At 35.4% G+C, this 23,756-nt stretch carries 18 protein-coding genes and 2 tRNA genes; 6 read left to right on the forward strand and 14 right to left on the reverse strand.

Going from position 1 to position 23,756, the window contains the following annotated elements; genetic code table 11:
* Nucleotides 1-101: 101 nt before the first annotated feature.
* On the forward strand, nucleotides 102-323 hold the full coding sequence (locus EDF66_RS09510; RefSeq protein WP_132773120.1) for a hypothetical protein: 222 nt from the start codon (nucleotides 102-104) through the stop codon (nucleotides 321-323).
* A gap of 62 nt (nucleotides 324-385) precedes the next feature.
* On the opposite strand, the gene EDF66_RS09515 is transcribed toward EDF66_RS09510, so the two are convergent.
* The 12 genes from EDF66_RS09515 to EDF66_RS09570 form a co-directional block, all read right to left on the reverse strand.
* The gene (locus EDF66_RS09515) at nucleotides 386-1,708 is read right to left on the reverse strand and encodes a serine hydrolase domain-containing protein (protein WP_132842235.1); all 1,323 of its coding nucleotides are present in this window, start codon (nucleotides 1,706-1,708) and stop codon (nucleotides 386-388) included.
* Complete coding sequence (locus EDF66_RS09520) at nucleotides 1,705-2,316, reverse strand: HAAS signaling domain-containing protein (RefSeq protein ID WP_132842237.1); 612 nt, start codon at nucleotides 2,314-2,316, stop codon at nucleotides 1,705-1,707. The genes EDF66_RS09515 and EDF66_RS09520 overlap by 4 nt, the downstream gene beginning before the upstream one ends.
* A 1-nt stretch (nucleotide 2,317) precedes the next feature.
* Nucleotides 2,318-2,650, reverse strand: a complete 333-nt coding sequence (locus EDF66_RS09525; RefSeq protein ID WP_021187958.1) for a PadR family transcriptional regulator — start codon at nucleotides 2,648-2,650, stop codon at nucleotides 2,318-2,320.
* Between the two features lie 267 nt (nucleotides 2,651-2,917).
* Nucleotides 2,918-3,562 (reverse strand): DNA alkylation repair protein, encoded by a 645-nt coding sequence (locus tag EDF66_RS09530; RefSeq protein WP_132842239.1) that lies wholly within the window; start codon nucleotides 3,560-3,562, stop codon nucleotides 2,918-2,920.
* 474 nt (nucleotides 3,563-4,036) lie between these two features.
* Entirely contained in the window at nucleotides 4,037-5,146 is a 1,110-nt protein-coding gene (locus EDF66_RS09535; protein WP_132842240.1) for a hypothetical protein, read from the reverse strand.
* Nucleotides 5,147-5,317: 171 nt separating this feature from the next.
* The gene (locus EDF66_RS09540) at nucleotides 5,318-5,842 is read right to left on the reverse strand and encodes a hypothetical protein (RefSeq protein WP_132842242.1); all 525 of its coding nucleotides are present in this window, start codon (nucleotides 5,840-5,842) and stop codon (nucleotides 5,318-5,320) included.
* A gap of 428 nt (nucleotides 5,843-6,270) precedes the next feature.
* Nucleotides 6,271-6,843, reverse strand: a complete 573-nt coding sequence (locus EDF66_RS09545) for an RNA 2'-phosphotransferase (protein ID WP_132842243.1) — start codon at nucleotides 6,841-6,843, stop codon at nucleotides 6,271-6,273.
* A gap of 221 nt (nucleotides 6,844-7,064) precedes the next feature.
* A complete protein-coding gene (locus EDF66_RS09550; RefSeq protein ID WP_132842245.1) occupies nucleotides 7,065-7,748 on the reverse strand; it encodes an ankyrin repeat domain-containing protein in 684 nt (227 codons plus the stop codon).
* A 152-nt stretch (nucleotides 7,749-7,900) separates the two neighbouring features.
* Nucleotides 7,901-8,032, reverse strand: coding sequence for an Arm DNA-binding domain-containing protein (locus EDF66_RS09555; RefSeq protein WP_132842246.1), 132 nt, complete (start codon nucleotides 8,030-8,032; stop codon nucleotides 7,901-7,903).
* 433 nt (nucleotides 8,033-8,465) lie between these two features.
* A tRNA-Ser gene (locus EDF66_RS09560) sits at nucleotides 8,466-8,555 on the reverse strand.
* 484 nt (nucleotides 8,556-9,039) lie between these two features.
* Nucleotides 9,040-9,126 (reverse strand) — tRNA-Ser (locus tag EDF66_RS09565).
* Nucleotides 9,127-9,258: 132 nt separating this feature from the next.
* Nucleotides 9,259-11,373: an HD family phosphohydrolase gene (locus tag EDF66_RS09570; RefSeq protein ID WP_132773093.1), complete on the reverse strand. Its 2,115-nt coding sequence runs from the start codon at nucleotides 11,371-11,373 to the stop codon at nucleotides 9,259-9,261.
* Nucleotides 11,374-11,543: 170 nt separating this feature from the next.
* Between EDF66_RS09570 and rpe the strand changes: the two genes are divergently transcribed.
* From rpe to EDF66_RS09590, 4 genes are all read left to right on the forward strand, one after another.
* A complete protein-coding gene (gene rpe / locus EDF66_RS09575; RefSeq protein WP_021188287.1) occupies nucleotides 11,544-12,224 on the forward strand; it encodes a ribulose-phosphate 3-epimerase in 681 nt (226 codons plus the stop codon).
* Between the two features lie 454 nt (nucleotides 12,225-12,678).
* Entirely contained in the window at nucleotides 12,679-15,441 is a 2,763-nt protein-coding gene (locus EDF66_RS09580) for a bifunctional aconitate hydratase 2/2-methylisocitrate dehydratase (RefSeq protein WP_132842248.1), read from the forward strand.
* 59 nt (nucleotides 15,442-15,500) lie between these two features.
* A complete protein-coding gene (locus EDF66_RS09585; RefSeq protein WP_132842250.1) occupies nucleotides 15,501-17,768 on the forward strand; it encodes an aconitate hydratase in 2,268 nt (755 codons plus the stop codon).
* Between the two features lie 61 nt (nucleotides 17,769-17,829).
* Nucleotides 17,830-18,720, forward strand: coding sequence for a hypothetical protein (locus EDF66_RS09590; protein WP_132773085.1), 891 nt, complete (start codon nucleotides 17,830-17,832; stop codon nucleotides 18,718-18,720).
* A 42-nt stretch (nucleotides 18,721-18,762) separates the two neighbouring features.
* On the opposite strand, the gene EDF66_RS09595 is transcribed toward EDF66_RS09590, so the two are convergent.
* A complete protein-coding gene (locus tag EDF66_RS09595) occupies nucleotides 18,763-19,599 on the reverse strand; it encodes an MBL fold metallo-hydrolase (RefSeq protein WP_132842251.1) in 837 nt (278 codons plus the stop codon).
* A gap of 82 nt (nucleotides 19,600-19,681) precedes the next feature.
* Entirely contained in the window at nucleotides 19,682-20,824 is a 1,143-nt protein-coding gene (locus EDF66_RS09600) for a serine hydrolase domain-containing protein (protein WP_132842253.1), read from the reverse strand.
* 328 nt (nucleotides 20,825-21,152) lie between these two features.
* Between EDF66_RS09600 and EDF66_RS09605 the strand changes: the two genes are divergently transcribed.
* Entirely contained in the window at nucleotides 21,153-23,681 is a 2,529-nt protein-coding gene (locus EDF66_RS09605; protein ID WP_132842255.1) for a TonB-dependent receptor, read from the forward strand.
* The last annotated feature ends 75 nt before the right edge of the window (nucleotides 23,682-23,756 follow it).

Consider the following 23,756-nt stretch of genomic DNA (forward strand, 5'->3'; position numbering starts at 1 on the left):
AGAAAGCTTTCGTGTCAATTTTTCTCAAGAGAATAGGGGGAAATTATGAATTGGAATAAGAATTTGATTTTTGTATATTTAGTTAAAAAATATATCTTCATATGGCTAAATCAATTAAACTAACTCAAAGGGTTAAAAAAGGTGATGAAGTAGTAGAAAGACCCATCTTTTTTATAGCCGAAAACATTGTTCATTTTGTTCAAAATGAATATCAGGGAAGGACCTTGACTACTATATTTTGTATTGTTTCGTCAACGCACGGAACGACGTCTTTTGATGTTATTGAAACGGCAGAAGAGGTTGATAGATTGATCAATTTGTAATAACTTAAAAACCCGACCTATTGTCGGGTTTTTATTATTCAGGATGTCCTCTGGATAGAAACTTATTTTTCTTTATTAAAGATGTATTGTCCACCACCTTGTTTAAGAATCATTACGTTCTCTGCAGGTTTAAATTCGAGTACAATTCCAGCCTTATCAAATTTGAATATATTTTCCGCAGTACATTCAAGTTGCATGGATGCTTGTCCGTCAGCTTGCGCAGTTAAATTTTTGCCATCATTGGTAATTGTTATTTTTATGGGTATTTGAGCGGATGCATAAACTCCGTTATACTTTGCCAGTTCCTCAGCATTTATTTGATATGTTGAAAATTCGGGAATTTCAAAAGGTTTACCGAATATGGCATTCAAAACAGTCACAGCTACTTCATTATTGTTATAATTGGAACCGTTTGAAGTCAGTGCAAAAGATATGTGATCGCTCGGAAAGTAAGAAAATACTGCGGTGAACTTATCTATTCCGCCACGATGACCAAATCCTTGCTTGTCGTAAAAAGGTTGTTTAAAAAGTCCCAGACCATGTCCATCTTGGATGTTTTCCATTAATGCCAGACTTTCGGCTTTTAATATCTTTCCTGAAAAAAGTGCGTCGCTAAATTTTATCAGATCAAGCGGATTAGAAACGATTCCTCCAGCTCCTAAAGGAATTGATGTGTCGGTTTCTTTGGCAACTTTCCAGTTATCTTCAAAGGTATATGATTTTGCCTCATTATTTGAAGTATTAATTGAACCTCCAAAATAAGTATTTTTAAGCGAGAATGGATCAGTAATACATTTTTTCAAAAGTGTTGCATAGGGCGTTTTGTAAGTTTTCTCAAGAATATAGGTTAATAGTACATAGTTTGAATTGCTATATTCCGATTTTGTATCAGGTTGAAAGTCCGAACCTCCCTTTTCAATAAATGCCATCATTTCCTTTTCGCTTTTGGGAGTATAGCACCAGTTGATGTAATTTTCATCATCCGTAAAGTCATGGACACCACTTCTATGGCTAAGCAAATGACCAATTGTTATGGCAGATGCGTTTGTTAAGGAAGGAAAGAATTTATCAATATGTTGAGCGAGGTCCAGTTTTTTTTCCTCAACTGCTTTCATGATCAGTACTGCAGTAAACGTTTTAGAGATTGAACCGATTCTATATTTGGTATTAGCATTAGATCTGGTATTATTTTCATAATTGGAATAACCTATGGATCTACTGTAGATAATTTTTTCATTTTTCGACACTGCAACAGTTCCCATAAATTTATTAGCTTTCTCCAGGGAGCTGAAATACAAATCGAGTTTGTTCGTGTCAAATTGTTGGGCATTTGTCAATGTCGAAACAAAAAAACAGGATAACAAGAAGAGATATTTTTTAATCATAACGGTTTGTGGTTTATATTTTTTTTCAATTTTAACAGTAAGGTTAATAGTATATATAATGTGATCGAGGCTACAACCATTAAAGGGATAAACCAATTTCCTAAGCGCTCATATTGAAGATAACTGACACCATCTGAATTATTATATTGCCCGAGTATAAAGATGTCCTTTGCACGATAAAAGAGTCCCACGTGATCCGGGTCGATCAGTTTAGCAATGATTAAAAAAAGAAATCCAAATAAAAATAGATATAGTATTGCAAATATTATATAGGAAATTCCGTTGCTAATATTTAATGTTAAAGCTTTCACTATTTCGAGAGGATTGAAAGTGCGTGTTGCTTCCTCCAGTTTCTTATTTGCTACCAGAGGTTTTAGAAATTCTTCCGGTTGTCCGAGTTTTTCTAAAATATCTAATAAATGTTCCACTTCGTCCCGACCATTGGGATTATCTGAAAAGCCTTCGAAAAGATGACTGTTTATCTCCAGTAAAATTTCCTGTTGATTTTGTTCATTTAATACCTTAACAGTATTTCGGACACGTTTAAGGTAATCTCGGTATATCCGTGTACAATTCCTGTTTTCAAATTCTATTTCTTTAAACTTCATATTAGATTGAATTGATGGTGTCGTTTAATGTGATCCAGTATTTTTTCATCTCTTCGGCTGTTTCCTGACCTAAACTTGTGATGTTGTAATATTTTCTGGGAATTCCTGAATTCTGTTCTACCCATTTATAGTCAACAAGTTTTTCATCTTTAAGTCTGTTCATCAACGGATATAATGTGCCCTCCGCGATTTCAATGGCCGTCCTTTTTTTTATTTCGTTAATTAGATCATAGCCATAATATTCACGCTTATCCATTAAGATCCTTAAAACAACAAAAGATAAGGTTCCCTTTTTGAGCTGTGAAGTCCATTTATTTACAAAGTCATTATCCATGGAGCTAAGCTAAAGAAAATACATAGTATAACAAAGTACTTGGTTTAAAATTGTTTATTTTTTTGAATTGATATTTGATGTAGGATTTATAGGTAAACTATTTTTGAGGTAACCAGTATACGATATCTGCAGCGATATGGAGGGATTCAATAGTTGATTTTAGTCGTAAGCACTAAAAATAGCAATAGCGTTACGATAGGAGATTATTAGTGATCCTATCATAACGCATTGAATTGATCTAATGTTGATTAGAAATTGTTAACTGGATTATAAATTTCGTTTGTTGCTTTCTATAGCAATGAATTCTGGTAAATAATTTGGTGTACAGCCTTTTGATACCATATCACCTTTATAGAGGCCTGTTTTTTCTCCGATTGCAATACACCGGTCTCGGTATTGTTTTTCATAAACGCCAATCCATCCTGCTAGGAAATTCATTGCCCATTGTACTTCTGGCTCTTCTCTGGCAATTTTGGCTTCTATTTCATTTAATAATTCTAGTGAATTAGGAGGAGGTATTTGTCCTGTCCATCTTAAACGGGCTTGGTAGTACCAGAATATCCGCCTTTGTAGCGGTGATACACTATTTTGCCAGGATTCAATAAGTGCAATCGTTTTTTTGTCTTTAGTCAGTTGGTTTGCCATAAGCCAATCCATAAGCTGATTCCGTTCTTCGGGTGGATGCATCATAAGCATATCCTGATCGAGCTGATTGACGGTGTCTTGTGAAATGCGCTTATTATCCATAATCAGAATGGCCAATAGCCTTGCTAAAAAATCAGGTGTAGACCATAACTCCAGTGCTAATTCGTGATCTTTTTTGATCTCCTTCGCAATTTTTCTTAAGTCTCCAAGCTTAGTTGTTGTGGTGATCTGACTTAGAATATGCGCTGTTTTTGACGAAAGTTTCATGACAATTCTTTTTAATATTGAATACCTAGAAATTCAACGTTAAGTTATCAAAAACAATTTACTCTTTTTTAACGAATTCCTTGACAATAATTATGGATTCTTACCTCTTTGCAGTGCAATAGGGTATCAAGTTATTTCATTGTTTATGGGCTTTTTTAAAACTTAGGTTTGCAAAAGTCCATAAACAATAAAACTTTGGCTACGGATTCCTGATCAATCCTTTTTATAATCAAGGACATCGGTTGATTGCTCATGATGGTGGCTTTTTTGGAGCTAAAGGTGGGGTAGTGGAAATACGAAAAAACTATTTAAATGAACCCAAAGGGGAATAGTAGAACAATTCACAAAGTATTTCATTTTATCGAGACCCTAGATGACCAAATTTAAGGGGCTCGTTAGGTCTCTTTAAAGATGAGAAGTATTGAAAAAAAACGATAGGTGTATAAAAGGCAAATCTTGTTGGTCGATCGTTTTTTATTTTTTTATTTCAACAAAAATAGATTGTGCATATCCGTTTTTTGTACCATCAGTTAGGTTTTTAGCAACCCCGTTTATCCATAATTTCGCCACATCTCTGTCGTTATCATTTTTTTCATATCCTCCGATGTAAATATTATTGTTGTTTACAAAAACTGAATTAGCAACAGCGTGATGTTTTCCATCTGTAATGGATTGTACTTTTCCATTTATCCATAATCTCGCCACTTCAACTCCATTAATATTTTCACTACCAACTATATATGTATCATTGTTCCAAATATATATGGATCTTGCATATGAATCATTTAGGCCATCAGACAAATTTTGAGATTTTCCATTTTTCCATAATTTGGCTATATATTTATCATTTTCTATTTCATATCCCACAACATAAATGGTACCATTTTCAACAAATAACGAGAGCGCATAAGCATCATTTAATCCATTACTAAGATTTTGTGGTTTTCCGTTTTTCCAGATTTTAGCTACACTATTATTTCTGTAATGTTTACTTTTATTTCCGGTTTGTTCGTGTCCACATATATATTCATCTCCTTTATATACAAAAATCGAAGCATCATCTGTTGGGTTTTCTCCATTTGTTATATCAGTATAAACACCATTCTTCCATACTTTAATCATATAATTTTTTGTATTATACTGAGCACCAAGAATATAAATATTGTTCTTATCTATAAACAAAGAACTGGTATGAGCAGCAGTTTTACCGTTTGTTAATTTTTGTATTTTTCCATTTTTCCAAATAGTTGCAACGTATTCATTATCAAGTATAATTGATCCTACAATATAAACATTATTGTTGTTTACAAATACGGATTTAGCATCTGAATATAGTTCACTGTTTTCTAAGTGAATGTCTTTACCATTTTTCCATAGTTTTGCTACGTGTTTCATGCCTACCTCGTCTGCAATTTCTTCTATTGAAGATTCAAACTTGCTATCATTGTATTCGTACCCTACAACATATATATCAACCTCATTTAAAGTTTTACTTGTATCAGTTGATATTTTGCTTGTTTTACAAGATATTAATAAACTTACAATTGAAATAGTGAATGATAATTTTATAAAAGACGAATTCATTTTACCTTATTTTTAGCTTTTATTATTTTATTTATTGAAATGTCGCCCAATGTCTTACAGCTTGTCGATTGTGGAGAATTGTACGCAATTCCGCTCAAATTATTACTGAAGATTACTAGAATTACTCATGCTGAAATTTAGCAGTTGAGCTCCACTATAGTTAAAGCGATGTTAGCAATTTTTTTTATTTATTTGCTTCTTAACAGTATTATAAATTTCATTTTTGTCTGACTTAGACAAGACATTTAGCGCGGTCAATATTTTTCGTCCTGAACTTGTTTCTATTTCCAAATAGTTTCCTTTCCAGAAATCTTCTACATAATATATATTAGTAATTTTTGAATAATGTAAAAGTGTCAATGGATTTAGGTCAAAAGATAATCTTTCAAGTTTATTACCTACTGTAATTTCCTTAAAATATAATCCCTTGTCATCAGTTTTTGCTCTAATGATTTTACTTCTATATTTTATAGTAATATATCCAAAAAAGATGAAGCCAGCTCTGAAAAGCAATAACAATATCGAGACAATAAAATGCATTATACCTCTGAAATCAATAATCATGCTTTGAAAGTTATTCCAAAATGACCTTTTTATATCAAACCCAATAAATGTTGTGGCAATGCCCATAATTATAAAAATTACTCCTATAGTTATGGACCTAAAATTAGATAAATAATAACTTTTCACTTCCATTTATTATCTTTTCCCTTCTATGGTGTTTCTTAAAATTACCTCTAACTCAAAAATTGATGCAATGCATATTTTGTTTTATTAGACTTATTTTAGTTATCAATATACCGTAAATTCATGAAATATCTAAAATCCAACATCAATATAACGACGTTAGTGTATCAAAAGTGTTGATGAAATTTACAACGCTTACAAACCCTAGCTTTATAATTAAAACGAGTAGGAGGACTGTTGTTATTTGCACGGGATTGTTTTTAAGCTGACGCAAAACGTTCCGGTGCTTTACGCAATGGCGGATTTCGGAGCCGAAACTTTCAACTCAAATACAAATTTCTACCAAAGCACAAAACTTGAAGTATGTACATTCTGCCCACTATTGTCATCTGCGATGTAATCATTAAAACAAAAAAAAGACAAGATGTAATACCCCATTACTTGTTACCAACTTTTATTATTTTATTCGACTTTAAATATCTCGCAGGTACATGGTCAGTCAGCCAAACACCATTGGCCGAAATGAAAAACTGAAAATTGTCGGTGTACATTTTTTCAGCAAGAACTTTAAGTACAACAGGCTTTCCGTGTCTTCGTCCAACCTTAATTGCTGTTTCAATGTCGCTACTCAAATGAACGTGCTGTCTGCTCCGCTTTTCAAGTCCTTTGTCAATTATTGATTGTACTGATTTTTCGCTTGTTCCATGATATAGAATTTCAGGTGGTTTTTGGCTCTCGTAGCCTAATTCAATTTCTATTGAATGTCCTTGACTTGCTCTTATTTTGTCAAGCGTTTCATTAAAAGCAAATCTCTTTTTTGGATTTGTCGCAACAATATAGTTAAGTGTATCTCGGTCGAAACTTATACCATTTTCGTTTGCCTTTTCAATTAATTCTTTAACGTCGGTCCAACCATTTTGGTCAAGTTGAATACCAATTGTTTTAGGTTGGTGTCTTAGGACCAAACTTAAAAACTTGCTTATATGTGTCAGTTGTTTATTGCTTGTCATATTATTTCGTATAGATGAGGAAATATTCTTTCAATTTTATTTCTGTCAGTTAGGTCTATTAGCTCCAGACTTTTCCAATCAATTAACACCAATTTACAACTTTCGCCTAATTCGTAAATTGCATCTAAAATTTTAATAAAATGGTCATTTGTTATTTTGCAGATTCGCGATACGCTTGCGACTATCGATTCGGCAAAACCCTTGTATGTGAAGGCATAATTTTATTCGAAAATTTGGTCAATTAAATTTTTGTAACCTTCATAAACCGTATTTCCTCTTTCGCTAACACTTGGTAAATCAAAGTCAGTAATTTTCGTTATCTTGAATAGTTCAAATATCGGATATAAATCATCTATTGTTTCTTTAACCAGTGGTCTTTTATTGTCAAAATGATAATTTGCAATGCGATTACATATAAATTCGCTAGCACTTATTTGATAATTACTAGTTGAAGTAGATGAATGAATGTCAGCACCTTTTTCTATTAGTAATTTCATAATTTCAAATGCCTCTCGATATTTTTTTGTAGGTTCACTTTTAACCGTCCATTGGTCTTTTTTGAATAATCCTAAAAAGCCAGAATTATTTTGAGGACTATATTTAGGAATGTAAATTTCATCTCTTGAATTGGCAATAACTGCTTCAATTGCGAAATGTAAAACCGGTTTTCTCCAATCTTCATCTTCAATTTCTGTTTCCATAAATTTTACATCAGCTCCACGTTCAATTAGTAGTTTAGCTATGTCAAAGTTTTCAGTTTTAATTGCAGTCTGTAAAGGAATTTCTCCATCATCGCGTTTAGATATTCCTTTTGCAATACAATTTACTAATTCCGGATTTTTGTCGAGAATCTTAGAAATTTCGTTAATTTCTTTTTTCCTTATTGCACTAAATAATTTTTTCATCGTCCAGTCTATCGATTATGCTTGGAAATGTTAGCAGATAACTCAAAAAATGACGCAATGCATATGTTGTTTTGTTAAACCTATTTTAAGTTGTTAATATACTTTAAATTTATGAAATATCTAAAATCTAACATCAATATAGAGACGCTCTTTTACTTGCTTTCTTTGGTCGAGAATTCGGTTCGTTTACCTTGTATGGTTATGCGGACATAAATGGGATGTAGTCCTGCTTTGTTAGCTTTTACAGCACGAGTATACATGTAGATAGTAACTTGATTGCTCATTGTGGTGGTGTTTTATTTCAATATTCAATTTATTCTATTGGATATAAACTGTCAAGATGTTCAGCATCTGGTCATGTCATGCCTTTGTGCGGTATTCATCTAGCGGTTCATTTTAGCGAGACCCTAGCTAGCCAAATTTTAGGGTCTCGCTAGGGTCTCGCTAGAAATGAGAAGTATTGAAAAAAACGATAGGTGTATAAAAAGAAAAACCCTATAAATCCTTGAATTTATAGGGTTTTGATATATTTTCTTTATCAGGATGCGGAAGAGGAGGGATTATTTTCATGATCCCAAAAGGGGGGGGCTTCAATACAAAACAAAGCCATTCACTCCGTTCATTAGTTTTATTGTTTATATACTTTTTTTAAAAACTTACGTTTACAAAAGTCCATAAACAACAAAACCCGACCAATAGTCGGGCTTTGTTTTGTCTTGGCGGAAGAGGAGGGATTCGAACCCTCGGTACCGTTTCCAGTACGACAGTTTAGCAAACTGTTCCTTTCGGCCACTCAGGCACTCTTCCTCGTTTTGACAATGCAAACATAAGGCAATTATTTTATTTTTGCAAAGTCTAGAAACGCCTTTTTTATCCTTTTATTGATTTTTTTTTATGAAAGTCGATAAATAGCAAAAACTGCACTTATCAGCAGGCTTTATTTTGTCTTGATGAAGGGATTATTTACTTCATCATGAATGGAGATCGTTATTCTTATAAAATTTAATGATCCTCTTCGCCCATTATTTTACTGTACATCGACTTTCTTAAAATCGATTTTTACAAACGTATGTAAACAACAAAAGCCGACTATAAGTCGGCTTTTATTTTGTCTTTGCGGAAGGGGAGGGATTATTTTCATGATCCCAAAAAAGGGGGGGCTTCAATACAAAACAAAGCCATTCACTTTGTTCATTACTTTTGTTGTTTATATCCTTTTTGTTAAAACTAACGTTTACAAAAGTCTATAAACAACAAAACCCGACTATTGTCGGGCTTTGTTTTGTCTTTGCGGAAGGGGAGGGATTCGAACCCTCGGTACCGTTTCCAGTACGACAGTTTAGCAAACTGTTCCTTTCGGCCACTCAGGCACCCTTCCTCGTTTTGACATTGCAAACATAAGGCAATTATTCTATTCTGCAAAGTCAATTTTATAAAAAAAATACAAAAAATACGTAAGGTTATAGTAAGCGATTGTATGTCAATTTATTGCTTACAGAATAATTTTCACTTATTTTTTCTTGCTGAGATCGTAATCGACCCGAACATGGTAAATGCTCTTCAACATTGCCTTGAAAATGGTTGCAGATTCTGTGATTTCCTTTAATGTAATATTACTATTTGCAAATTGATTCAGCTTCAGCTTATGCTCAATAATTTTATCGACAAGCGTATTAATAGAATCTTCCGTATGTTCTTTAAGAGCTCTAGATGCTGCTTCTACGGAATCTGCCATCATTAGTACAGCTGTTTCTTTCGAATAGGGAATAGGCCCAGGATATTGGTACAAAGATTCGTCAACAAGTTTGTCGGGATTATTCTTTATAAATAAATTATAGAAGTAATCGACTTTTGTCGTACCGTGATGCGTTTTGATGAAATCGATTATAACATCTGGAAGCTGATTTCTTTTTGCAATCTCAACGCCCTTTATAACGTGTGAAATAATAATTTGTGCACTCTGTTCAGGCGATAATTCATCGTGCGGATTCTTTTCTGTTTTTTGATTTTCAATAAAGAATTGCGGGTTTGTCATTTTACCAATATCGTGGTAAAGTGCACCTGCCCGTACTAAGAGAGGATTTCCGCCAATTCGGTAGATAGCCGCTTCAGCTAAATTGGCTACTTGTAACGAGTGCTGGAAAGTACCAGGGGCTTTAAATGAAAGTTCACGCAGAAGCTTTGAATTACTGTTGGTCAATTCCATTAATGTCAGATCAGATACGATTCCAAATAGTTTTTCAAATGCGTATACTAATGGGTACGCCATTAATGTGATCATGACACTGACCACAAAAGGGATGACGTCCATGACGTTAATGGTACTTAAGGATCCGTTACGTGTGAGTAAAAGTCCAAAATAAGCAATCAAGTAAGTCGCGAGTATAATGGCTGACGAGATGAAGAATTGTTCTCTCTTTACTAATGTTTTGATACTGTAAATCGCCACGATTCCAGCCATGAATTGCAGAAATACAAATTCATATGAGTTCGGAACAAATAACGCTGCCAGTAGGACCATGAGTAGGTGAATATTCAAAGCTACCCGGGAATCAAATAGGATGCGGATAATGATCGGAACTGAACAGAATGGAATGTAGTATAAATTAGGAATTTTAATCTTGATGGCCCATGACAAGACGGCAAGCATGCCGATGATCACAATCATAATGATTGATAGCAGGCGATTGTTGTAATAGATGTCTTTTCTGAAAAGATATAGAAATACCATCAGAATACATAAAGCAAGAGAGATAATCAAAAATTGCCCCAGTGTAACGTAAATCTGATTGCCAGAGATTTTTCCTTCGTCCTCATAAATCTTGCGTAATGATTCTAGTTTCTGATAGGTTTCATTACTGATAATCTTATCCTTTTCAGCAATTAATTCTCCCTTTTGTACAACTCCCCGAGTAGAGGAGATATTTGCTAAAGCATTTTGTTCCAGTCGCTCTGTCTGTTGATCATTGTAAACATAATTTAGGGTAATGTAGTTTTTTAATGTCTCTAAGAGCCATTTCTTGTACACGATCTTTGATGAATTGCTTAAGACTGAATTGGCGTATTCATAAGAAGATTCGATTGTATAACAATCTGCCGTATTTTTTTGAGTGGCGACTTTATCTTGTATCAAAGTAAAATTATACTGCTTTGCAGCAGGACTCTTGTCGTCATTTCGGTTTTGAAAACGATTATTTAAAGACAGGATGCCTCGATCGTAGAGATGCGTTAATATGGCATTTCCGACGGCACGGTAATCCTGTATTTTTTGAGGAGTAGTGTCTAATTTATTGGTTTGCCATTTTTCAGCTAGATCAGTTTCAAATTGATCGATCTGTTCCCTACTGATGGTCGAATTAACGTCATAGATAGGTTGAATGGTTTTAAGAATATTTTTCTTGTCTTCATTTAGTTCCTCCTGTGTTTTGAGTATCGCAAAATTATAAGGAGAAATTAAGTTTTCGTGATCCCAGACTTTTCCTTTCTGAAATTCATAGCGAAAGCGAGCCTGTTTTGGAAGGAAGATACAAATAAGAATGATGGTTGCCAATATTAAGCTTATCTTACGGATAAGGTTAAGATTAGTGTCGGACTCACGATTATATTTAATTTTTAATCTACTCACGGGGTTGAATTGTAGTTGGATAATAAAAAATTACTCAAACAAATGTACTTAAAAATGCGCTATTATAAAGTTCATTGTCATTAGGAGGTCAGGTTATATTTAATTTTTTTGATTTAAATTCGGGCTATCCGCAAGACTTAATTATCTTTGCAAAAACAAATCAAAGACTCATGTCAAGTAAAAAGCATCTTATTGCACCTTCAGTTTTGGCAGCGGATTTCGCTAAATTGTACGATGATATTATAATGGTAAACAATAGTGAAGCCGATTGGTTTCATATTGATATTATGGATGGCGTGTTTGTGCCAAATATTTCTTTTGGTTTTCCAGTAATGCAGGCAATCGCTAAACATGCTACAAAACCTTTAGATGTACATTTAATGATTGTAGATCCTGATCGTTATTTACAGTTATGTAAAGATTCTGGAGCTGCTGTTATTACCGTGCATTATGAGGCTTGTACACATTTACATCGCACGTTAGCAGCGATTAAGGAATTAGGTTGTAAAGCTGGCGTCGCTTTGAATCCGCATACACCAGTTTCTTTATTGGAAGATGTGATTGCAGATTTAGATTTAGTGTGTTTAATGTCTGTAAATCCAGGTTTTGGCGGGCAGAAATTTATTCAAAACACCTACAATAAAGTAAAACAATTGCGCGCTATGGCAGCAGGTGTGAATGATGGATTATTGATTGAAATCGATGGAGGTGTCGGAGTAGGTAATGCAGGCGCTCTTTTACAAGCTGGCGCAGATGTGTTGGTAGCGGGAAGTTCTGTGTTTGCAGCAGCAAATCCTACTCAGTCCATAGCTGATTTGAAAGCTGTTGATATTCAATTGAAAAATATTTAGTTAAACTAATATATTGGCTATAAAGGGAGATCTGATATGATTTCCCTTTTTTTGTGGGTTATTTCCACATTATATTTAATCTTAGCGTCAAAATTTACTAATTTCTTACCCTAAATATTTTAAATTTAAATAGTCAAGTGTCTGTATTTTAGTATGTTGTTTCGATATTTTATTTTAAAATAAATGTTGTTTAGAATATTTCCAAATTAAAGCAATAAGTCTTATTGGTACGTATTAACCGTTGATTTTTAGTATTTTTGTAGTACGAGATGAGAAGTTTTTTTAAATGAAAACAGATCGTCAAAATGAAAGAATTGTAGAGTTAAATTTAAGCACCGGCTTGCAGTGCATTACTGATGTTTTTTTAGCTTAATTATTAAACGTGTGGTAGTATCAGGAGATAATATTTGATATTTTTTGTATTGCCTTTAAACATATAAAAGATTTATATACTATGAGTATTTACAACGATTACGTACAAGAGGTTGTAGAACGAAAAGGTGAAGGTTTAAATCCTAAACCAATTGACGGAGCAGAATTACTAAGTGAAGTTATTGCTCAAATTAAAGATTTGAATAACGAAAATAGAGTCGAGTCTCTGAAGTTATTTATTTACAACACTTTATCTGGTACGACTAGTGCGGCTGGTGTAAAAGCAAAGTTCTTAAAAGAAATTATTCTTGGTCAAGAGACTGTTGCAGAAATTACACCTACTTACGCATTTGAGTTGTTATCTCATATGAAAGGCGGTCCTTCTATTGAAGTACTTCTGGATTTGGCGTTAGGTAATGATGCAGCTATTGCTAAGCAAGCTGCTGAAGTTCTTAAAACACAGGTTTTCCTTTATGATGCCGATACAGAGCGTCTAAGAGAAGCATTTAACAGCGGTAATGCAATTGCGAAAGAGATTCTTGAAAGCTATGCCCAAGCTGAATTTTTCACTAAACTTCCAGAGTTACCAGAAGAAATAAAAGTTGTAACTTATATTGCAGGTGAAGGTGATATCTCTACGGATTTACTGTCTCCAGGTAACCAGGCGCACTCGCGTTCTGATCGTGAGCTACATGGAAAATGTATGATCACTCCAGAAGCGCAGCAAGAAATCAAAGCTTTACAGGTACAATATCCAGACGCAAGCGTTATGCTGATTGCTGAAAAAGGTACAATGGGAGTGGGATCTTCAAGGATGTCAGGTGTAAACAATGTGGCGTTATGGACAGGTAAACAAGCAAGTCCTTATATCCCATTTGTAAATATTGCTCCAATTGTTGGTGGTACGAATGGTATTTCTCCAATCTTTTTGACAACGGTAGATGTTACCGGTGGTATTGGAATTGATCTTCAGAACTGGAAGAAAAAAGTAGACGAAAATGGTCAAGTTGTCCGTAATGAAAATAATGAACCTGTTTTAGAAGAAGTTTATTCTGTTGCTACAGGAACAGTTCTTACAATCAACACGAAGACTGAAAAATTATATAATGGAGATCAGGAATTGATCGACATCTCTAAAGCGCTTACTCCTCAAAAAAGAGAGTTTATAAGAGCAGGTGGCTCATATGCAATTGTATTTGGTAAAAAGATCCAAACGTTTGCAGCTGGAGTTTTAGGGATTTCAATTCCGACTGTTTTTGCTCCTGCAAAAGAAATTTCTATTGAAAATCAGGGCTTAACGGCTGTTGAAAAAATCTTCAATAAAAATGCTGTTGGTTCAACTCCAGGAAAAGTGTTACATGCTGGTTCTGATGTTCGTGTTAAAGTGAATATCGTAGGATCTCAAGATACAACAGGTTTAATGACCGCTCAAGAGTTAGAGGCCATGGCTGCTAAAGTTATTTCTCCTACAGTTGACGGTGCGTATCAATCAGGATGTCACACAGCATCTGTATGGGATAAGAAAGCGCAAGCTAACATTCCTAAGTTGATGAAGTTTATGAACGACTTCGGTTTAATCACTGCACGTGATCCTAAAGGAGAATACCATGCCATGACTGACGTTATTCACAAGGTATTAAACGATATTACGATTGATGAGTGGGCGATTATTATTGGTGGCGATTCTCATACACGTATGTCTAAAGGTGTTGCTTTTGGAGCTGACTCTGGAACTGTTGCCTTAGCATTAGCTACGGGTGAGGCGTCTATGCCGATTCCTGAATCCGTTAAAGTAACTTTCAAAGGCAGTATGAAACAGCACATGGATTTCCGTGATGTGGTTCATGCGACACAATCTCAAATGTTACAGCAATTTGGTGGAGAGAATGTGTTCCAAGGTAGAATTATCGAGGTACATATCGGTACACTTCTTGCCGATCAGGCCTTTACTTTTACAGACTGGACTGCAGAGATGAAAGCAAAAGCTTCGATCTGTATCTCCCAAGATGAAACGTTAATTCAGTCTTTAGAAATCGCTAAGAGCCGTATCCAGATCATGATCAATAAGGGTATGGAGAATAAAAATCAAGTATTACAGGGATTGATCGATAAAGCTAATAAACGTATCGAGGAAATTAGAACAGGTGAAAAACCAGCTTTATCTCCAGATGCAAATGCTAAATATTATGCTGAAGTCGTGATCGATCTTGATATTATTGATGAGCCGATGATTGCCGATCCTGATGTTAACAATGTTGACGTTTCAAAACGTTATACACATGACGCAATTAGAGAACTTTCTTATTACGGCGGTGACAAAAAAGTAGACTTAGGTTTCGTAGGTTCTTGTATGGTACATAAAGACGATTTAAAAATCGTTTCTCAAATGCTTAAGAATGTGGAGAAACAACTTGGTGTTGTTAAATTTAATGCACCTTTAGTTGTCGCTGCGCCTACTTACAACATCATTGATGAATTGAAAGCAGAAGGAGATTGGGAATACTTACAGAAATATTCGGGTTTTGAATTCAGTGATGCTTTGCCAAAAAGTACTGCACGTACAGAGTACGAAAATATCATGTATTTAGAGCGTCCAGGTTGTAACCTTTGTATGGGTAACCAAGAAAAAGCGGCAAAAGGTGATACGGTAATGGCTACTTCAACCCGTCTTTTCCAAGGTCGTGTTGTTGAAGATAGAGACGGTAAAAAAGGAGAATCTTTATTAGCATCTACTCCAGTGGTTGTGCTTTCTGCTATCTTAGGTAGAATTCCAAACGTTGAAGAGTACAAAGCTGCTGTCGAAGGTATCAACTTAACTAAGTTTGCGCCTATCTCGACAAAGTAGAAAAAACTAATATTGAAGTTTTGGTAATTAACTAAATTAATATCATAAATTAGAAATATATGGCTTTTGATATAGAAATGATTAAAAAGGTCTATAGCCGTTATGAGGAGCGTGTAAACGCTGCTCGTAATCTGGTTAATAAACCTTTAACCCTATCTGAGAAAATTTTATATACTCACTTATGGGATGGTAATGCAACTGAAACATACGATAGAGGTGTATCTTATGTAGACTTCGCTCCAGACCGTGTAGCGATGCAAGATGCGACTGCACAGATGGCTTTATTGCAATTTATGCAAGCAGGTCGTCCTCAAGCGGCTGTTCCTTCGACTGTGCACTGTGATCACTTGATTCAGGCAAAAGAAGGAGCTCAAGTGGATTTACAAAGAGCAAATACAGAATCAAAAGAGGTTTTTAATTTCTTGGGTTCTGTTGCTAATAAGTATGGTATCGGATTCTGGAAACCTGGAGCAGGTATTATTCACCAAGTTGTCTTGGAGAACTATGCTTTCCCTGGTGGTATGATGATCGGTACAGATTCACATACTGTTAATGCTGGTGGTTTGGGTATGTTGGCTATCGGTGTCGGTGGTGCTGATGCATGTGACGTGATGGCTGGTTTACCTTGGGAACTGAAATTCCCGAAATTGATCGGTGTTAAATTAACAGGTAAGCTAAGCGGATGGACGTCTCCTAAAGATGTTATCTTGAAGGTTGCAGGTATCTTAACCGTTAAAGGCGGTACTGGTGCTGTTGTAGAATACTTCGGTGAAGGGGCTCAATCTATGTCTTGTACGGGTAAAGGTACCATCTGTAACATGGGGGCTGAAATTGGTGCTACGACATCTACTTTCGGTTATGATGAGTCAATGGAACGTTATTTACGTGCAACTGACCGTGCGGATGTTGCGGATGCAGCGAATGCTGTTAAAGAACATTTAACTGCGGATCCTGAGGTTTACGCAAATCCTGAGCTATATTTTGATCAAGTTATTGAAATTAATTTATCTGAATTAGAACCTTCTTTAAACGGTCCTTTTACACCAGATTTATATACTCCAGTTTCACGCATGCGTGAAGAAGCGGCTAAAAATGGCTGGCCTACAACAGTAGAATGGGGATTGATCGGTTCATGTACAAACTCTTCTTACGAGGATTTGTCACGTGCTGCTTCTATCGCTAAACAAGCGGTTGATAAAGGTTTAGTAACGAAGGCAGAATTTGGTATCAATCCGGGTTCTGAGCAAGTTCGTTATACTGCCGCTCGTGATGGTTTATTGAAAACTTTCGAAGATCTGAATGCGACGATCTTTACAAATGCTTGTGGTCCATGTATTGGTATGTGGGACCGTGTTGGTGCTGAAAAACAAGAGAAAAATACGATTGTTCACTCGTTCAACCGTAACTTTGCTAAACGTGCCGATGGTAACCCAAATACATTTGCTTTTGTAGCTTCACCGGAAATCGTTGCTGCAATTGCCATTTCGGGTGATTTAGGTTTCAATCCATTGACAGACACCTTGACAAATACTAAGGGTGAGCAGGTTAAATTAGACCCGCCTACTGGTGATGAATTACCTTCAAAAGGTTTTGCTGTAGAGGATGCAGGTTATCAAGCACCTGCGGCGGATGGTTCATCGGTTAAGATTGATGTGGATCCAAATTCTGATCGTCTGCAATTATTAGAGCCTTTTGCGGCTTGGGAAGGTACAGACTTGAAAGGTTTGAAATTATTGATCAAAGCTAAAGGTAAATGTACAACTGACCATATTTCTATGGCTGGTCCTTGGTTGAAATACAGAGGTCACTTGGATAACATCTCGAACAATATGTTGATTGGTGCTGTTAATTACTTTAATGAGAAAACAGATTCCGTTAAAAATCAATTGACAGGTGAGTACGGACCAGTTCCTGCAACGCAACGTGCTTATAAGGCTGCCGGTATCGGATCTATCGTTGTTGGTGATGAAAACTATGGTGAAGGTTCTTCACGTGAGCATGCTGCCATGGAGCCTCGTCATTTAGGTGTTCGTGCAGTGTTGGTTAAATCTTTTGCTCGTATCCACGAGACAAACTTGAAAAAACAAGGTATGTTAGGTTTAACTTTTGCTAATAAAGAAGATTATGATAAAATCCAAGAAGACGATACAATCGACATCTTAGGATTGACAACCTTTACTCCAGGGCAACCGCTAACGTTAGTACTTCACCATGCAGATGGAACGGAAGATCAGATCTTAGCTAACCATACTTACAACGCTCAACAAATTGAGTGGTTTAAAGAAGGTGGTGCTTTGAACATTATACGTAAAAACCAAGCAAAATAATTTTATTTGCTTATCAACGCATAACCCGGTACTTTTGTGCCGGGTTTTTTTTGACAACAATATGAATAAATTTTTATTAGCCTTAAGTGCGCTAACTTTATCTGCTTCTTCTTTATTTGCGCAAGATAATAGTAATGAATCTCCTGCAAAACCAATTGCTAAGAGTATTTTCAATCCGAAATATTCCCGTACAGAAAGTAATAAGGGAAAATTTTATTTTCACTGGGGCTATAATTTTTCATCTTATGGTAAGAGTGATATCCGTTTTAAAGGAACCGGATATGATTTTACATTAATGGATGTAAAAGCGGCAGATAGACCGACTAAACTGTCCATGACCTATATTAACCCGGCAACGATCTCGATTCCGCAGTTTAATTTCCACTTCGGTTATTTTATAAAAGATAATTATTCGATTTCGCTAGGTTGGGATCACATGAAATATGTTGTTGATATTCCGCAGACGGTAAGAATTAAAGGACATATTAGTCCTGAGATCTCTGAACCAGGTATCCCAACATATGGCATGGCTGGAACCTATAATGGGGAACAGGTTACTTTGGTTGATTCGGTATTGCAATTTGAGCATACCGATGGTTATAATTTTGCCTCTGTCGCTTTAGAAAGACATGATGATATCTGGGTTTCCAGAACCGGAAAGTCTTACTTGTCGATGGAAACAGGTGCCGAAGTAGGTTTATTGGTTCCTAGAACTGATGTTCGTCTGTTTGGAGTTGGAGAGAATAACTATTGGAACATTGCCGGCTACGGTGCTGCTGCAAAAGTAGGTTTGCAATATCATTTTTTTAGAGGATTATATCTTCAAACGAGTTTTAAAACAGGTTGGACAGACCTGAATAATATTCGTACAACGGGTAGAAATAATATAGATAAAGCAAGTCAATCCATATGGTTTTTCGAGAACTATTGGGTCCTTGGATTTAAATTCTAATAAAGTAAAAATGGGATGATCTAAAAATCATCCCATTTTTGTTTAAATGTCAGAAAGTTGAAAACTGTCTTTGAGCCGTATTCCTTTTTCTGTATGCTGTAAGGTACAGCAAGCATTCACGGCGTCATGCTCTAAGAAAAGTATATATTCTTGATCGACAATCTCTTCCCAATAATTTTTCCTTTCTTCCATGGTTGTCAATGGTCTTACATCGTAACCCATCACATACGGAAGGGGGATATGTCCCACAGAAGGAAGTAAGTCTGCCATATAAAGAATTGTTTTGTCTTTATATTTGATCTGGGGCAACATCATTGACTCTGTATGTCCATGGGCATATCTGATTTGGATATCTGGTCCAAACGGATTTTTTTCTTTTTCGACAAACTTGAGTTGTCCGCTTTCTTGTATCGGTTTTATATTTTCATCTAGAAAAGAAGCTTTTTCTCTTGGATTTGGATTTGTGGCCCAGTTCCAATGTTCGGCATTACTCCAGTAATTCGCCTTTGTAAAAGAAGGCCTCAGTTTTTCACCTTCGCGGACTATAGCACCCCCACAGTGGTCAAAATGCAAGTGTGTTAAAATAACATCGGTGATGTCTTCTCTATTAAATCCATATTTTGCTAAAGACTTATCAATGGAGTTGTCTCCGTGTATATAATAATGTCCAAAAAATTTCTCAGACTGTTTGTCTCCGAGTCCAGTATCGATAAGAATTAATTTTGCGCCATCTTCTATAAGTAATAGGCGATTGGTCCAGGTGCACATATTATTTGCATCGGCAGGATTTGTTTTGTGCCATATGGATTTTGGAACCACACCGAACATGGCACCTCCATCTAATTTGAAGTTCTGCGTTTCAATTGTATAAAGTTGCATGATATTCTCTTTTTACTATTTACACGAATATACTAGTTTTGTTTTGGAAAAAATAAACCTTAATAATATGATAATATAGTGGTTATTGCTGTATCATTTCTTTATAAATGAGCTGTATGCAATCTTTTAATAGTGGGTTAAAGTCTACGTTTTCAGGTATACGGCAACCATTTGTTATCACAACAATTCCGAATTTTTCTTTAGGAACGAAAAACATAGCACTGTAGAGACCATATGCGGAGCCTGTATGTCCAATTAATACTTTATTAGGGATCAATGTGTTGATGGATCTTAAAGCTAGCCCATATCCTTCTTCAGCAGTAATGGGCGTCTGCATAATTTTAGAATTCCGTTTCTTAATGATCTGTTTTCCATTTAATCCTGTACCATAGTTCATATGCATACCCATGTATTTAGCGAGATCGACTGCTGAGATCTTCATCCCGCCCGTAGGTGAGAAAATAGGAGTGGAATGCCCTAGTGTATAATTTTTTATTTCCAGCGATCTTGGATTATAAGCGCTGGGCTGTGGAAAAAACTCATGCTTGGCTGTATCGTATTCATATAAAGTTACAAATTTGTTTTTATCGAGAGAGTCCACGCAATATCCTGCATACAACTGCAGCGGATCTAAAATATGTTCTTTAATATATTGGTCAAAACGTTGTCCTGAAAGGCGCTCAATCACAGCGCCAACCATATTAAAGTTGAGGTTGCAATAATCGTAGGTCGTGCCAGGTTCGTTTGGGCTGTAAGAAGAGGCATATTGATCTGACTTTGATGGATTGATGACATCAAGATCAAAATATCCATTTTTATCATTAATACTGGAAGTATGGGAGAGAACCATTCTGAGTGTAATCTTCTTATTCGGAAACTTTGGATTTTGAACTTTAAAACCTATTAGATCACCAAAGTCATCATCGAGATGACATTTCTTTTGCTCTATTAACTGCATAATAGCTGTTGCTGAAAAGGACTTTGATATAGAGGCAATTCTGAATAGGTCATCCTGATCCAAAGGTTGTGCTTGTTCTCTGTTTTTCAAACCGTAAGATTTATTGAAAAACAACTCGTTATTTTTAATAACAGCTACCGACAGTCCAATAGCTTCATATTGAGCCATGATATCAGTAATTTTTTTGTCTAAACTGTTCGTTTGTGCCCACGTTATTGGACTTATCAGAAACAAATAAATTAAAAGAAGAGGAACGTACTTTTTCATGATTTAAGGATTAGTATTGGAAAGGTATAAATAATTAATAAGGATCATGATATTGTCTTGCATTTTTATGCAATTTTTATGCTGATTCATTCGGTTTTCAATGGTTTAGAATAATAAAAGGATACCGATATAAAGTAAAACTGATTTTAGTAATAATAGCTATAAAATATAGTTTAAACTACTTTTTTTGTAATTTAAAATGCTGTTTTTTAGCTTGTTATAATTATTTGTAAATTAACTCTTTTTATTTAAAATAAATCTAAATAGAATCAAAAAAAGATTGTAAGTTTGCATCCAAAATAAAATTAATCTAATTATTCATATACATATGAAAAAGTCATTTCTCGGCTTAGTTTTAAGCTTAGGATTAGTTGGAGGGGTACAACTTGAGGGGGTTGCACAACATCATGGAATTCATGGGAAACTAAAAAGCAAATCTGGTGCTCCAATCGAAGCAGCTACAGTTACAGTTAAAGAATTGGGGACTTCTACTGCAACAGATCGGAATGGATCGTTTTCATTTTCAACTTTACCAGATGGAACTTATACCATAATTGTTAAAAGTTTAGGTAATGTTATAGACGAAGAGAGGATAAAAGTAGTGAACGGTTCTTCTCAGCCTATTAATTTGGTTGGAGAAAGCCGTGATTCGAAATTGGATGTGGTAGATGTCCGAGGATATAACTCGCATAATAATCAGACTGTCAATGTTGGAAAAGCTGGAATTATAGATAAAGACTTACCGCAAAGCGTTCAGATCATTAATGAGCAGGTGATCCGGGATCAACAGGTTAATCGATTGAGTGACGCCTTGAAAAACGCCAATGGTATTGCTATGGGCGCAAATAGAGGTGGTGTAAATGAAAATTTTTATGCACGTGGATACAGCCTTGGTGCGAATAATATTTTCAAAAATGGTGCACGTACCAATAACGGTGGATCTATTGAAGCGAGTACTTTAGAGTCGGTAGAAATATTGAAAGGTAGTGCCGCATTATTATATGGTGGTGTAACTGGGGGTGCTGTCGTGAATTTAGTAACTAAGAAACCTAAATTTGAATATGGGGGTGAAGCTTCATTCCGTGTTGGAAGTTATGATTTTTACAAACCAACGGTTGATGTGTACGGGCCTATTTCAGATAAGGTTGCTTTCCGTATAATCAGTACCTATGAAAAATCTGGAAGTTTTAGAGATCATGTCGACTCAAAAAGATTGTATGTCAATCCTTCTATTTTATATAAGATCAATGACCGTACGGATATCAACTTTATGTTTGATTACCTAAAAAGCGATTACACACCAGATTTTGGTATTGGATCGGTAGACGGTAAATTGAATCAGGATGTTGGTCGCAATACTTTTATGAATACCTTGTGGGCATATAATAAAACCAATACCACAAATGGGCAGATCAACTTAAATCATCAGTTTAATGATAACTGGAAGTTGAATGCAATTGCGAGTTATCAAAGTTATGGACGTGATTACTACGGATCGGATAGGGTTCAAGCAAATGCACAAGGTATCGCGCCACGTAATTTGACGCGTTCAAAATCGGATGAACTTACTTTCAATCAGCAGTTGAATTTAACCGGAACTGTTAAAACAGGTGCTATCAAGCATAAGATCTTAATCGGAGCTGATGCTGATCAGTCTAATACAAAAGCATATGCATACTTTATAGACGGTATTAATTATTATGATAAGCAAGGGGCATTAAAAGTCAATGTTTATGATTCTATTTATGTCTTTAATCCGAGTGAAACGGCGGCTCATTTACCTTCTGGCAAAGGTTTGCGCACAGATATGCCTGGTGCAGAGTATTTGACCAGAACAACGACTAATATTTACCGTTATGGTGTATTTTTTCAAGATTTAATTGAAGTTTCGGAAAAATTCAAAGTATTAGCGGGCTTACGTTATACTTACCAAAGAACTCCATATGCAGATAAATACACCTATGCAACTGGTGAAACAGAGGAGGTAAAGAACCTAGATGCAAACAAAAATGAACTGGGTGCTAAAGTTGATCAGGCATGGTCGCCAAAATTTGGTTTGATTTATCAACCGATTAAGAGCTCTAGTGTTTATGTAACTTATGCGAATAACTTCACATCAAACGCAGGTTATGATGTTGAATATAAGCCAATGGGACCTTCAACGATTGATCAGTACGAAGCAGGTGTTAAAAATGATTTCTTCAATGGTCGTTTAACCCTGAATGCATCGGTTTACAGAATCAATAACAATCGCTTTGCTCAGCAATTATTGGTGAAACCTGATGGCACTGATAATGGTGATACAAACATGAAAGAGTTTTCTGGAAAAACATCTTCAGATGGTGTTGAAGTAGATGTAACTGGTTCTATCTTACCAGGACTAGATATCTTAGCCGGATACTCGTACAACTACATGCGCTATACGGAGACAAGTCCGATCACAATGATCACGACTGTTGTCAACGGTAGTTCTAAAGTTACGGAGGTTTCTGGTAATGAGGAAGATGTACGTCTGGTGGGAACAACAGCACATACAGCCAATGGAACTATTTTCTATACTTTGCAAAATGGTGGTGCTAAAGGTCTGAAATTTGGGGTTTCTGCATTTTACACTGGAAGAAGAAATGCCGGTTGGAATAACACAAAAATCAATGTGAGAGATGGTGTTGACCGTTTAATTACTGTTAGCCCATTCACAACAGTAGATATCTCTGCTGGTTATACATATAAAAAATGGAGCATTTTAGCTAAAATGTCTAATGTTAATAATGCTTTCAATTATTATATCCATGAAAACTACAGTGTGAATCCAATTCCTCCAAGAAGTTTCATGACAACATTGACGTATAAATTTTAAAATGTTTAGTTTGCTTATAGTTTATGTTAAAAGGGCCTCCATGGAGGCCCTTTTTATCTTGAATAGCATGTGATT

Source organism: Sphingobacterium sp. JUb20 (assembly GCF_004342035.1).
In the GTDB taxonomy this organism is placed as follows: domain Bacteria; phylum Bacteroidota; class Bacteroidia; order Sphingobacteriales; family Sphingobacteriaceae; genus Sphingobacterium; species Sphingobacterium anhuiense.